Origin of the sequence: Gluconobacter vitians (assembly GCF_015244565.1) — a bacterium.
GTDB classification, from domain to species: Bacteria; Pseudomonadota; Alphaproteobacteria; order Acetobacterales; family Acetobacteraceae; genus Gluconobacter; species Gluconobacter vitians.
Genome location: NZ_JABCQG010000007.1, coordinates 38,796 through 51,262, shown reverse-complemented (window position 1 = coordinate 51,262; position 12,467 = coordinate 38,796). Strand labels below are relative to the sequence as shown.

Here is a 12,467-nt window from a genome sequence, read left to right as displayed (position 1 = left end):
TGTCAGACACCCCTCCCTCCGTGTTAGGAGAGCGCCGGGAGGTCGGCTTTGGACGGATACCTTGCCAACCCGGTCAGGTCCGGAAGGAAGCAGCCGCAGTGAGTTTTATCCGGGTTGAATGTCCGGCCTCCTACCTCACACAGATCACCGGACGCTCCGGTTTGTTAAACGCAGCGTCCCGACCGTTACTTCACGGTCCCATCCTCAGTGCTGAGGGTCAGACAGTTCCATGACTGATGAAAACGACGATCTCCCCCTGCCGCCCGAAAATGGCGGCGGCTTCTTTGGAGACGCGCCAGAGCCGGAAATGTCTGCGCCTCCGGCTGCCGAGGCCACGCCCTATCGCGTGCTGGCCCGCAAATACCGCCCGCAGACTTTTGATGACCTGATCGGTCAGGATTCTCTCGTCCGCATCCTGCGCCGGGCTTTCGAACTCAAGCGTGTTGCGCACGCCTTCATGCTGACCGGCGTGCGGGGTGTGGGCAAGACGACGACCGCCCGGATCATCGCCCGCGCCCTGAACTGCGTTGGCCCGGATGGCAAGGGCGGCCCGACGGCCGATCCTTGCGGCGTCTGCCCCAATTGCACCGCCATTCTCGCGGACCGTCATCCCGACGTTCTGGAAATGGATGCCGCTTCCCGCACCGGCGTGGATGATGTGCGCGAAATCATCGAGGCCACGCGCTTTCGACCGATGCAGGCGCGGATGAAGGTCTTCATCATCGATGAAGTCCACATGCTTTCGCGCAACGCCTTCAACGCACTGCTCAAGACGCTTGAAGAGCCGCCACCTCAGGTCACGTTCATTTTCGCCACGACCGAACTGCGCAAGGTTCCGGTCACGGTCCTGTCGCGCTGTCAGCGTTTCGACCTGCGCCGCGTTCCGCAATCGTTGCTGGCCGGACATTTCCACAATATCGCCGTCAAGGAGGGGGCCACTCTTTCCGAAGACGCGCTTGCCCTGATTGCCCGGGCGGCAGACGGTTCCGTGCGTGACGGGCTTTCGCTGCTCGATCAGGCCATCGCTCAGGGGGCCAGCGACGCCGATGCTGTGGCGGATATGCTCGGTCTGGCGGATCGCGGGTTGGTTTTCGATCTGCTGGATGCCCTGATGGCCGGCAAGCCCGCGGACGCGCTGGACCTGACCGATCAGGCCTATGCCCGTGGGGCCGATCTGGGCGTTCTGCTGGCGGATCTTCTGGATCTGCTGCATCTGATTTCGCGGCTCAAGGCCATTCCCTCGCTGCGGGAAGGCCGGGATCTGCCGGAAGCCGAGCGTACCCGCGGTGCGGCTCTGGCCGACCGGCTGTCCAATGCCGTTCTGGGACGTGCCTGGCAGATCCTGCTCAAAGGCGTGCAGGAAGTCGAAACCGCTCCGGATCGCCGTCAGGCCGCTGAAATGGTGCTGATCCGTCTGTGCCATGCCAGCCTGCTGCCCACGCCGGACCGCCTGATCCGCCAGTTGACCGAAGGGGGGCAGGATCTGTCGCTCTCGGCTGGACCGTCTGGCCCGACGGGTGGCGGATCTTCCGCAACACCGTCTGGGGCGGTCAGCGGCATCGCGTCCAGCAGTGTCAGTGAAACCTCTAGTGGCCACGGGCCGCGCGCTCATGTCCGCCTTGTCGCCAATGGGGGCGAGATTGTCGAGCCCGGCATCGGTTACGCTGAACCTGTCCCGGAACCAGAGCCTGAACCCGAGCTTCCGCCCCCGCCGCGGACCTGGCGTGAAATGGTGGCGATGGTGGCGCGTGAGCGCGAACCCGTGCTGCACGGACTGCTCCGCAATGCCGTGCATCTCGTGCGCTTTTCGCCGCCGGACGTGCAGATCCGCGCCGAAGAGCCTCAGGCCCGCATCGAACGCCAGCTTCAGAAGCTGTTGGACCGTGTCTATCCCGGCCAGTGGCGCGTCAGTGCCTCGACGGCTACGGGTGAGCCGACGCTTGATGAGCAGGGCGCCGAAGTCGTGGCTCTCAATCAGGCTTCGGTGGAGCAGCACCCGCTGGTGCAGGCCATCCTGAAGACTTTTCCGGGTGCGAAGATCGGGGAAGTCCAGGATCATTCCCTTGATGAATACGGTCTGCCGCCGGAAATCACCGTGCCGCTGACCGATGATGAACCGCCCGATCTGGAATTCGCGCCCCTGGATGCCGATTTCCTTGATGAAGACGATCTGAACCTGAACCGATAGGACGATACTGATGAAGAACCTTGCCGGACTGATGAAGCAGGCCAGCCAGATGCAGGCCAAGATGGAAGCTGCCCAGAGCAATCTGGCGTCCCTCATTGTCGAAGGCTCTGCCGGCGCGGGTCTGGTGACGGTCAAGCTGACGGGGAAGGGTGAGATGCGCGATCTGAAGATCGACCCGCAGCTTGCCGATCCGAGCGATATTGAAACGCTGCAGGACCTGATCGTTGCCGCCTATACGGACGCCAAGACCAAGGCCGAAGCTGCAAGCTCCGAAGCCATGCGCGATGTGACGGGTGGCCTCGACCTTCCGGCCGGTCTGAAGCTGCCGTTCTGATCCGGCTGACAGGGACTGCACGCCCATGATGGGCCACGGCGACATCGACCAGCTGATCACCATGCTCGCGCGCCTGCCAGGGCTGGGGCCGCGCTCTGCCCGCCGGGCCGCGCTGGCTCTTCTGCGTCAGCCGGAAAGCCGGATGCTGCCGCTCGCCCATCTGATGGAGCGCGCGGCCACGAGCGTGAAGACCTGCACTCTGTGCGGCAATCTCGATACGGTCGATCCGTGCCATATCTGCACGGATGCAGGGCGTGACCGGGGCCTGATCTGCGTGGTCGAGACCGTGGGCGATCTCTGGGCGCTGGAGCGTGCAGGGGTCCATCGGGGGGTCTATCAGGTTCTCGGCGGAACCCTGTCCGCGCTGGCCGGACTTGGCCCGGATGACCTGAATGTCCGCCCGCTGTTCGAGCGGATCGAGGAAGGCGGGGTGCGGGAAGTTATTCTTGCCCTGAGCGCCACTGTCGAAGGCGCAACGACCGCGCACTGGCTTCAGGAGCGTCTGCTGCCCACAGGCGTGACCGTGACGCGCGTGGGGCATGGTGTGCCCATGGGTGGTGCGCTGGATGTGCTGGATGACGGCACTCTGGCCGCGGCCCTCACGGCCCGTCGGTCTCTCTGACCATGACGCTGCCCTTCCGGATTTCGACGCGCGTTCCCCGTGTCGCTCTCGTCACGGGAAGCGCGCGTCGTATCGGTGCGGCTCTCGTGGAAATGCTGGCGGAACAGGGATTCGCAGTCGCCATCCATTGCCGTGACAGTACGGGCGAGGCCGAAGCCCTGCTGGAGTGGGTCGGGGGCAAAGGCTGCGTCCTGCAGGCAGATCTGCAACGCGAGGAGGACGTCGAGGCGCTTCTTCCCCGTGCCAGCGCCGCGCTTGGCCCGGTCGGCATCCTCATCAACAACGCCTCCGCCTTTGTTCGCGACGAGATGGGCAGCGTGACCCGCGAAAGCTGGGATCTGCATCTGGAAACCAATCTCCGCGCACCATTCGTCCTCTCACAGGCGATGGCGCAGGCGCTTCCCGAAGACGCCGAGGGCCTGATCCTGAACATGCTGGACCAGCGTGTCTGGAACCTGACCCCGCATTTTGTCAGCTATACCCTGTCCCGCACGGGATTATGGACCCTGACGCAGACCATGGCCCTCGCACTCGCGCCCCGGATACGGGTGAATGCGATCGGCCCCGGTCCGGTCCTGCCGGCCGTGCGTCAGAGTCAGGAGCATTTTGACAGCATGTGCGCGCGAACCCCGCTGCAACATGGCTCCTCGCCCGAGGAAATCGCTCAGGCCGCGCTCGCGCTGTTTGCGCTCCCATCCGTGACGGGCCAGATGCTTGCGCTCGACGGCGGGCAGCATCTGAACTGGTCGCCCGCCTCCTGAAGCCTCAGGGTCGGACAGCGGCCGGAAGATAATCTTCCACAACGAGAGAAATCGGTGCGCCGTCCGCACCACGCAGCAGAAGCGCGCGGTTTTCCAGAACGATGCCGGAAACGGCACCCGGAAAACGGGTCTCGAGTCTCTGTCGCCGGAATGCCGTCTGCTGCACAACGCGCCCGAACGGCGTGTCGGTCTGTTCCAGCAGCGTGTTCATGGCAGGGGAAAGCCGTTCGGGCACATACCAGTTCCACGCATCCGACAGCACGGTCTCACCACAAAGCAGCCGGACATGCCGTGTCATGACCTGATGCGTCTCGGTGACTTGCAGCAAGGTCAGGATCTCTTCCGTCACCGGCCGGTCCACGCTCAGGCGCAGTACCCTTATCGGGGAGGGGCAGCGGGCCTGAAGCACCGCCGTGGCACTGGGCTGACCGTCAAGCCGGGCCCTGAATGCGCGAACGGCTGCGCCGTCCGGGGTGAATACACCTTCCGGATCAGAACAGCCGCTCATCAGTGCCGCCAGAAAAACAGCGAAAACGACCTTAGTTGTCGTCGCGGTCATCCTTGTCATTCGGGACTTCGATGTCATTGCTGAGATCATCGTCATCGTCCAGATCGTCGTCCGGGGCGATCACATCATCATCGTCCTCGTCTTCGGCGACTTCCAGATCCACATCATCCTCATGCTCGTTGGCCTGGGGCTTCGGATCCTTCTCTTCCGGCAGCGGAACCTCGCTGCGCTTGAGACGGGAATCGTCCGGCTGCGTCGTGCCGCATTTCGGGCACACCGCAGGGACGCGGTTGAGGTCATAGAAGCGGGCGCTGCATTCAACGCATGTCCGTTTCAGACCGAGTTCGGGTTTTGCCATTGTGCGGAGCCTGCTAATGCCTCGAATAAGGAACGCGGCCATGCCATCTTGCGCGCGCCCTGTCAAATCCCGAAGCATGATTCCTGACAGTTTTCAGGCGCATGACTGTGCCACCCCGGCATGATTCACGAGGTGATTGACAGGCGAGGGGAGCCCCAGCAAGAACATTGCCATGCAAGTCTCGCGCCCCCTGACCGTCTCCGCGTCCCCCAAGGGACTTTCCGGCCGCACCCGTGTTCCGGGTGACAAATCCATCAGCCACCGCTCGCTGATGTTCGCCGCCCTCGCTTCCGGCCGCACCTATGTGACCGGCCTGCTCGAAGGCGAGGATGTGCTGCGGACGGCAGACGCCATGCGTGCGCTGGGCGCGACCATCACGCGTGAAGGTGCGGACTGGGTCATCGAGGGGCGTGGCGTGGGCGCCCTGACCGAACCGGCGGATGTGCTGGACATGGGCAATTCCGGTACAGCAGCGCGTCTGCTCTCCGGCATTCTGTCTTCCCATGCTTTCAACAGCATCATGACGGGCGATGCGTCCCTGCGCTCGCGTCCCATGCGCCGCGTAACAGTCCCGCTGGCGGCCAACGGCTCTGAATTCCTGACCCGCGAGGGCGGCCGCCTGCCGATGGCGATCCGTGGCACGGGTGAGGCAAAGCCGATTGAATACCGCCTTCCGGTCGCATCCGCCCAGGTCAAGTCCGCCATCCTGCTGGCCGGTCTGAACGCCCATGGCACCACGGTCGTGGAAGAGCCTGTCGCGACCCGTGACCACACCGAAAACATGCTCCGCCACTTCGGTGTCGAGGTTGATGTTTCCCGCTTCGGTGCCGGCGGACGCCGAATCGCCCTGACGGGTCCGGTGCATATGACCGCCCGTGACGTGACCGTCCCCGGCGATCCGTCTTCCGCGGCTTTCCCGATCGTCGCGGCCCTTCTGGTGCCTGGTTCCGACATCTGGCTCGAAGGTGTAGGGCTCAACCCGCTCCGCACGGGTCTGTTCACGACGCTGATCGAAATGGGCGCCAGCCTTTCCATCGAGAACGAGCGCGTCGAAGGTGGTGAGCCGGTCGGCGATCTGCATGTGCGCTATAGCCAGCTCAAGGGCGTGGATGTTCCGCCCGAGCGTGCGCCATCCATGATCGACGAATATCCGGTTCTGGCCGTCGCCTGTGCCTTTGCCGAGGGCGCGTCCCGTCTGCGCGGTCTGGAAGAGCTGCGCGTGAAGGAAAGCGACCGTCTGGCGTCCACGGTTGCGCTGCTGAACGTGAACGGCGCTGAAACCGAAGTGATCGGCGACGACCTTATCGTGAAGGGCCATCACGGTCCTCTCGGCGGTGGCACGGTCCAGACCCACATGGATCACCGTCTCGCCATGAGCGCCGTCGTGCTCGGCCTTGCCGCCCAGAAGCCGGTGAACGTGGACGACACGGCCTTCATTGAAACCAGCTTCCCCGGCTTCGTGGACCTGATGAACGCCCTCGGCGCGGGGCTGACGCCGTGACAGTGCGTCCGCTTGTCATTGCCGTTGATGGTCCCGCCGCAGCCGGGAAGGGCACGCTCGCCAAGGCGCTCGCTGCAAAGCTGGGATTGCCCTATCTCGATACCGGACTGCTCTATCGCGCCGTCGCCCGCCGGATGGTGAATGCGGGGCTGGACCCAGCTGGCGATGCATCGGCTGAGGCACAGGCCCTGCAACAGGCCGATCTGGCCCGCACGGATCTGCGTGTCCCCGAGATTGACCGGGGCGCTTCCCTCGTGGCAGCCCAGCCTGCTGTCCGCGCGGCCCTGCTCGAACGCCAGCGCGTTTTCGCGTCCGAAACCGGCGCGGTCGTGGATGGTCGGGACATCGGCACCGTTGTTTTTCCGGATGCGGACGTGAAGTTCTTCATCACGGCCTCGCCACGCACCCGTGCGCTGCGCCGGCATCATCAGGTCCATGGCGGGACTCCGCTGGGCGAGGCCGCCCTGGAGGCTGCCGTGGCCGAGATCGTGGCGCGGGACGAGCGCGACTCATCACGTGAAACCGCTCCGCTGGTGCAGGCTCCGGATGCCATCCTGATCGAGACCGATGCGCTCTCTGCCGCAGAGGTCCTTGAAAAGGCATGTGAAACCGTGGCCCGCCAGAAAGCGCGGAACTGACCTGCCGCAATAGCGCCCCGGAAACGGCTTTTTTTATTGACACCGCGCCCTCGCAGGGTGTTGGTGCACCGTATCACCCGGCCCGCAAGGGGCAGGGTGTGGTTCGTCCTGCGTCTGGCAGGCGGTCCAACAGCCAACAACCCGATCTGACCGTTCAGCGGCAGCGGGGAGACGTCCGGTCCGTCATGGATCTGGCGCAGACGTGGATATCCGCTCTGTTAAAGGAACGGGCATCCGGGAATATAGTATCTACATGGCTTCAGCCACTCAGACCCCCACGGCCAATCACGGCACCGAAGATTTCGCAGCCCTTCTCGAAGAGACCCTGGGCCGTGACACTGGCTTTGACGGCTCCGTCGTCACGGGCCGCGTTGTCCGCCTGACCGACGAATTCGCAATCGTCGATGTCGGCCTCAAGAGCGAAGGCCGCGTTTCCCTCAAGGAATTCGGTCCGGCCGGCGTTGCTCCGGACGTGAAGCCGGGCGATGTCGTCGAGCTTTATGTCGAGCGTTACGAAGACCGTGACGGCTCCATCGTCCTGTCGCGCGAGAAGGCTCGCCGCGAAGAGGCATGGACCGCCCTGGAGCGTGCATTCGCCAACAACCAGCGCGTCAACGGCACGATCTATGGTCGCGTCAAGGGCGGCTTCACGGTTGATCTCGGCGGCGCCATGGCGTTCCTTCCGGGCAGCCAGGTCGACATCCGTCCGGTTCGTGACGTCGGACCGCTGATGGGCCAGCCGCAGCCGTTCCAGATCCTGAAGATGGACCGCGCCCGTGGCAACATCGTTGTCTCGCGTCGTGCCGTTCTCGAAGAGACCCGTGCGGAACAGCGCTCCGAGCTGATCCAGGGCCTGAAGGAAGGCATGATCCTCGACGGCGTCGTCAAGAACATCACCGATTACGGTGCGTTCGTTGACCTCGGCGGCGTTGACGGCCTCCTGCATGTCACCGACATCGCCTGGAAGCGCATCAACCACCCGTCCGAAGCCCTGCAGATCGGTCAGCCGGTTCGCGTGCAGGTCATCCGCTTCAACCCGGACACGCAGCGTATCTCCCTCGGCATGAAGCAGCTTGAAGCTGATCCGTGGGAAAACGTCGCCATCAAGTATCCGGCTGGTGCACGCTTCACGGGCCGCGTCACGAACATCACCGACTACGGTGCATTCGTGGAGCTGGAGCCGGGCGTCGAAGGTCTGGTGCACGTTTCCGAGATGTCCTGGACGAAGAAGAACGTCCATCCGGGCAAGATCGTCGCCACTTCGCAGGAAGTCGACGTCATGGTTCTGGATGTGGACAGCGCCAAGCGCCGCATCTCCCTCGGTCTCAAGCAGGTTCAGCGCAACCCGTGGGAGCAGTTCGAGGAAGAGCACAAGGTCGGTTCGATCATCGAAGGCGAGATCCGCAACATCACCGAATTCGGTCTGTTCGTTGGTCTTTCCGCAGACATCGACGGCATGGTTCACATGTCCGACCTGTCCTGGGACGAGCCGGGCGAAACCGCCATGTCGCACTACGAAAAGGGCCAGGTCGTCAAGGCCAAGGTTCTCGACGTGGATCCCGAGAAGGAGCGTATCTCCCTGGGCATCAAGCAGCTTCAGGAAGATCCGGCAGCTGACACCCTGTCCCGCGTCCAGAAGGGTGCTGTCGTCACCTGCGTCGTGACGGCTGTTCAGAGCAACGGCATCGAAGTGAAGGTTGACGACGTTCTGACCGGCTTCATCCGTCGCGCCGAGCTGGCCCGTGACAAGGCCGAGCAGCGTCCGGAGCGTTTCGCAGTCGGTGAGAAGGTTGACGCCAAGGTCGTCTCCGTTGACCGCGCGTCCCGCAAGCTGGCCCTGACGATCCGCGGCCGTGAGGTCGAGGAAGACAAGCAGGCCATCAACGAGTACGGGTCTTCTGACTCCGGCGCATCCCTGGGTGATATCCTGGGTGCCGCCATCCGTCGCCGTAACACGGACGCCTGAGCTTCCGCTCCGGTGAACCGGGAGAGGGTCTCCTCTCCCGGTCGGATATGAAAAGGGTCGCTTCGGCGGCCCTTTTTTAGTTTGGCGTTAATCTTTCACGATGGGCTTTTGATCTTCCATGTCATCAGCTACAAATTATACGGGATACCAATGCTGTAGACAGACTTGGTGTTCTGAAAAACGGCGGTTCAGTTAGGAGTGGGAGTGGGCGTCCGCGCCCAGAAGTTTGATGGCGGTTATTTATAATACGAACTATACCCACAATCCCAATTCCTATCTGACCCTCGCCGTACAGAGGGCGGCACAGTCACTTTTCGGTAAGGAACAGGTTGTCGTTGCAGACAACATGAGTCTGGCAGGTATCGCTGCTTCGGGCGAACATGATGTTCTGATCTGTCTTGATGCCCAGCGTATCAATCTGCCGCTGATCCGCCGTGTCCGACCCGCATTCAGCACCATGATCCTCTGGACCTTCGAAGATCCTTTCATGCGGGACTTCAATGTCGAAAATGCCGGGCTTTTCGACTACGTCTTCACGAATGATCCGTCCTGTGCAGAGTATTATCACGGCAAGGGACACTATCTTCCACTGGCCGCCAGCCCGTCGATTCATGAAAGACCGGTTCTTCCCGCTTCCGAACTGGAATATGACATCTTCTTTGCCGGGACGATGTGGCCCAACCGGGTCCATACCCTGCGCAAGGTGATCGCGGCATTCCCTGATGCCCGCCTCAAGCTTGTCTGTCCGACCAACGAATTCCTGCCGCCCCTGCCGGCAGATCTGGCAGCGTTGGCCATCCAGCGTCCAATCAGCCACGAAGCCTTCATCGATTTCGCGAATGTCAGCGCCGTCACCCTGACCATGTTCCGTGATTATGCTAGCCATGGTGACGTCAGCCAGGCTACGGCTCCGGGACCGCGTTTCTTCGAACTTGCGCTGGCAGGTGCCGCCCAGGTCGTCGAAGCACCCGAAAGCATGAGTGCCGAGTATTTCGAGACCGTAGATGGAATTGCCCTGGCGCGGAATGCGAATCAGGTCGTGGATGCTATTGCCAGGCTACTCCAGCAACACGACACACGGCACAATGCAGCTCTGGCCGCGCAGAAATCAGTAATATCGCAGCATCTTTATGAGCACCGCCTTGAGAAGATGCGTGGAATCACCGGAGCTGATTTCGGACGTCGGACCCAGCGCCCGGCTCCCCTGCAGCGTCGTCGCCGTCTGCGTGTGCTGATGTGCACGCATTCCACGATTCATGAGCAGGCATGGGGAGGCGTTGAAGTCTATCAGCAGGGTCTCTGCACACTCCTGTCGCGCGATGTCGAATATTTTTACTGGCTGCGTCGTGGAGGGTTCTGCCGCCTGACCACGGCAAATGGTCACGAACTTGAACGTTTCGATGTGCCGGAAGTGGGCTGGCAGGACGCGATGTGTGATTCGCCGGAGGAAATGGCGTTTTCCAGTGTCGTCAGCCAGTACAATATCGACATTGTCCATTTTCAGCATCTGGGCCACCACGCACTCTCGCTGCCAATCATCGCAAAGGCCAATGGCGCCGGTGTGATTTTCTCAGCGCATGATTTCTGGCTGCTTTCCGCCCGTTACAATCTCCTCAATCATGAACTCCGCTATGTCGAGGACGAGGTCCGTTCCGTCCTTGCGTCCGACATCACGCTCAAGGCATCGGAAAATGTTGAACATGGCGGTGAACAGACCCGCCGTGCCTTCGTGGCCAAGATGCTCCATTCCGTTGACGCCATCCTGTTCGGAACAGATCATTCACGGAACCTGACGCACGAGATCTATCCGGTTCTTGATACCAAGCGCAGTCTTGTCATGGGCATCCCAAGCCCCGACAATACCGTTCCCGTTCTGATGAAGCCCTACGAGCCGCTGGGAGACCGTCCTCTTGGCGTTGCGATCGTCGGAAACTTCCTGCGCACCAAGGGTGCCGATACGATCCTCAACCTGATCGATATCGCCCATCCGGACCATTTCGTTTTCCACATCTTCGGTTACGTGCATCCGGAATATGAAGCCGTCCTGACCTCGGTCCCGCGGCCGCATGTCAAGATCTATGGCCGGTATGAGATGGGCGATATCGAGGCGCTGAAGGTCGCGGATGTTGCGCTGAATCTGTCAATCTGGCCTGAGACTTACTGCATATCCCTCTCTGAAGCCTGGCAGAATGGTCTGGTCCCCATCGTAACCGATGTGGGGGCTCTGGGAGACCGGGTCGAAGATGGCGTCAACGGTTTCAAGGTTCCCATCAGTCGCCCAAGCATGGTGCTCGAACGTCTGGAACTGCTGCGCTCATCCGAGCCGCTGCGTCGCCAGATCATGCAGAACATTACGCCTGCGCTCTGGACCCATGCGCGTGATTATGCGGACGAGTTGCTGGCACTTTATCACGACATGGCGCCCCGTCGTGACATGGGTGTGTCGGAACTTCGTCTGGATGCAGGGCAGGTCCATCTGCTGCCCCACGCAACCTGGCGCCATCAGGCTCCGCCGCGTCATATCTTCGATCCGCCGACTGCACGTGATCTGTCCGTCGAAATGCCGGTTCCGGTTCTGGACTGGTTTTCGGTGCAGGGGGGCGAATGTTACATTGATGACGTCTGCCATCATGTCTTTTCCGATATCGAAGAGAAACCTTTCGAAGGCGCGCCTGAATTTCATATTCGCGGCTGGATGATCCTTCCCGGTATCAGTTCCGCTGGCCAGATGTTCACGGTCCTGATCGGTGAAGATCCTGACAGCGCCATGATTTTCCTCGAATGTCAGCGTGAAATCCGGACTGATATCGCGGAACTCTTCACAAATGCGCCCCGTCGTTCCGGCTTTTCAGGCAAGGTCGCCCTGCGTGGCAAATGGTGTGAAGGACGTTTCCGGATTGGTCTGATCAACGTGATCAACGGACAGGGTGCCTTCCAGTTGACCCCTGTTCAGATCGAGGTTGAAGGGGGACAGATTCGGGACATTGTCCGTTCTTTCCCGTCCAACGATCTGGTGTTGTCCGATTTCCGTCGTGTGTCCCAAAGCGATGGCCTGATGCGTGGCGTGAAGCTGTCCGATGTTGGCAAGCATCAGATGCATCCCTGCACTTCAGGTGCGCTGGATTATTACATTGATGATTTCAGCGGGCTGCTTGGGAACCCGCCCCCTGTTCTGGAGCCGGAAGGCCCTCTGACTGTCCGCGGCTGGATGTTCTTCCGTAATCTGTCCCGCGCCGGTCAGGTCTATGGCGGCCTGGTCTCGGAAAGCCGGGACGAGATCGTTTTCTTCGCCATGGAGCGGGTAAGCCGGGCCGATGTCGGAACTGTGCATCGTGATGCCCCTCTCGGCGTTGGATTCAGCGGTGTATTCATGCCGCGTGAAGGCTATGCCTGCCCGCTTGATGGGGTCTATCGCTTCATTCTGGTGAATGTTGTCGGAGATGTCTTCGGCTCGAGGATGACCGATATTGCTGTGACATTCGATAACGGGGCGATTCTCTCCGTCGAGCAGGTCGATGTCCAGCCGTCCAATGTTGAACGCGCCGAACGCCTGCTCGCGGAAAAAATCAATTCCTGACCTGCGAGCAGGAG

General features: G+C 61.7%; 10 protein-coding genes and 1 other RNA gene. 9 read left to right on the top strand and 2 right to left on the bottom strand.

What is annotated here, in order from left to right; all coding sequences use genetic code 11:
- The first annotated feature begins 37 nt into the window (after nucleotides 1-37).
- The 5 genes from ffs (at nucleotide 38) to HKD24_RS07030 (ending at nucleotide 3,905) form a co-directional block, all read left to right on the top strand.
- An RNA gene (gene ffs / locus HKD24_RS07050) (signal recognition particle sRNA small type) lies at nucleotides 38-134 on the top strand.
- A 95-nt stretch (nucleotides 135-229) separates the two neighbouring features.
- Entirely contained in the window at nucleotides 230-2,188 is a 1,959-nt protein-coding gene (locus tag HKD24_RS07045; RefSeq protein WP_194259648.1) for a DNA polymerase III subunit gamma/tau, read from the top strand.
- 10 nt (nucleotides 2,189-2,198) lie between these two features.
- Nucleotides 2,199-2,522, top strand: a complete 324-nt coding sequence (locus HKD24_RS07040; RefSeq protein ID WP_062497712.1) for a YbaB/EbfC family nucleoid-associated protein — start codon at nucleotides 2,199-2,201, stop codon at nucleotides 2,520-2,522.
- Nucleotides 2,523-2,547: 25 nt separating this feature from the next.
- A complete protein-coding gene (recR, locus tag HKD24_RS07035; RefSeq protein ID WP_041111188.1) occupies nucleotides 2,548-3,144 on the top strand; it encodes a recombination mediator RecR in 597 nt (198 codons plus the stop codon).
- Between the two features lie 2 nt (nucleotides 3,145-3,146).
- Nucleotides 3,147-3,905: an SDR family oxidoreductase gene (locus HKD24_RS07030; protein ID WP_194259647.1), complete on the top strand. Its 759-nt coding sequence runs from the start codon at nucleotides 3,147-3,149 to the stop codon at nucleotides 3,903-3,905.
- 4 nt (nucleotides 3,906-3,909) lie between these two features.
- Here the strand turns inward: HKD24_RS07030 and HKD24_RS07025 are convergent, their stop codons facing one another.
- Both HKD24_RS07025 and HKD24_RS07020 read right to left on the bottom strand, forming a co-directional pair.
- Nucleotides 3,910-4,413, bottom strand: coding sequence for a chorismate--pyruvate lyase family protein (locus tag HKD24_RS07025; RefSeq protein WP_194259646.1), 504 nt, complete (start codon nucleotides 4,411-4,413; stop codon nucleotides 3,910-3,912).
- Nucleotides 4,414-4,444: 31 nt separating this feature from the next.
- Entirely contained in the window at nucleotides 4,445-4,771 is a 327-nt protein-coding gene (locus HKD24_RS07020) for a TIGR02300 family protein (protein WP_062507949.1), read from the bottom strand.
- A gap of 172 nt (nucleotides 4,772-4,943) precedes the next feature.
- On the opposite strand from HKD24_RS07020, the gene aroA reads away from it, so the two are divergent.
- The 4 genes from aroA to HKD24_RS07000 all read left to right on the top strand — a co-directional run bounded on the left by aroA (nucleotide 4,944) and on the right by HKD24_RS07000 (nucleotide 12,453).
- The gene (aroA, locus tag HKD24_RS07015; RefSeq protein WP_194259645.1) at nucleotides 4,944-6,272 is read left to right on the top strand and encodes a 3-phosphoshikimate 1-carboxyvinyltransferase; all 1,329 of its coding nucleotides are present in this window, start codon (nucleotides 4,944-4,946) and stop codon (nucleotides 6,270-6,272) included.
- A complete protein-coding gene (gene cmk / locus HKD24_RS07010; protein ID WP_194259644.1) occupies nucleotides 6,269-6,910 on the top strand; it encodes a (d)CMP kinase in 642 nt (213 codons plus the stop codon). The genes aroA and cmk overlap by 4 nt, the downstream gene beginning before the upstream one ends.
- 253 nt (nucleotides 6,911-7,163) lie before the next feature.
- Nucleotides 7,164-8,876, top strand: coding sequence for a 30S ribosomal protein S1 (gene rpsA, locus HKD24_RS07005; protein ID WP_041112613.1), 1,713 nt, complete (start codon nucleotides 7,164-7,166; stop codon nucleotides 8,874-8,876).
- 229 nt (nucleotides 8,877-9,105) lie between these two features.
- Nucleotides 9,106-12,453 carry a glycosyltransferase family protein gene (locus tag HKD24_RS07000; protein WP_194259643.1) on the top strand — a complete coding sequence of 1,116 codons (3,348 nt, stop codon included), beginning with the start codon at nucleotides 9,106-9,108 and terminating at the stop codon, nucleotides 12,451-12,453.
- The last annotated feature ends 14 nt before the right edge of the window (nucleotides 12,454-12,467 follow it).

Bases quoted from the DNA above. Each gene is read 5' to 3' on its own strand.
- HKD24_RS07045 (WP_194259648.1), top strand. From the start codon at position 230: ATGACTGATGAAAACGACGATCTCCCCCTGCCGCCCGAAAATGGCGGC.
- HKD24_RS07040 (WP_062497712.1), top strand. From the start codon at position 2,199: ATGAAGAACCTTGCCGGACTGATGAAGCAGGCCAGCCAGATGCAGGCC.
- recR (WP_041111188.1), top strand. From the start codon at position 2,548: ATGATGGGCCACGGCGACATCGACCAGCTGATCACCATGCTCGCGCGC.
- HKD24_RS07030 (WP_194259647.1), top strand. From the start codon at position 3,147: ATGACGCTGCCCTTCCGGATTTCGACGCGCGTTCCCCGTGTCGCTCTC.
- HKD24_RS07025 (WP_194259646.1), bottom strand. From the start codon at position 4,413: ATGAGCGGCTGTTCTGATCCGGAAGGTGTATTCACCCCGGACGGCGCA.
- HKD24_RS07020 (WP_062507949.1), bottom strand. From the start codon at position 4,771: ATGGCAAAACCCGAACTCGGTCTGAAACGGACATGCGTTGAATGCAGC.
- aroA (WP_194259645.1), top strand. From the start codon at position 4,944: ATGCAAGTCTCGCGCCCCCTGACCGTCTCCGCGTCCCCCAAGGGACTT.
- rpsA (WP_041112613.1), top strand. From the start codon at position 7,164: ATGGCTTCAGCCACTCAGACCCCCACGGCCAATCACGGCACCGAAGAT.
- HKD24_RS07000 (WP_194259643.1), top strand. From the start codon at position 9,106: ATGGCGGTTATTTATAATACGAACTATACCCACAATCCCAATTCCTAT.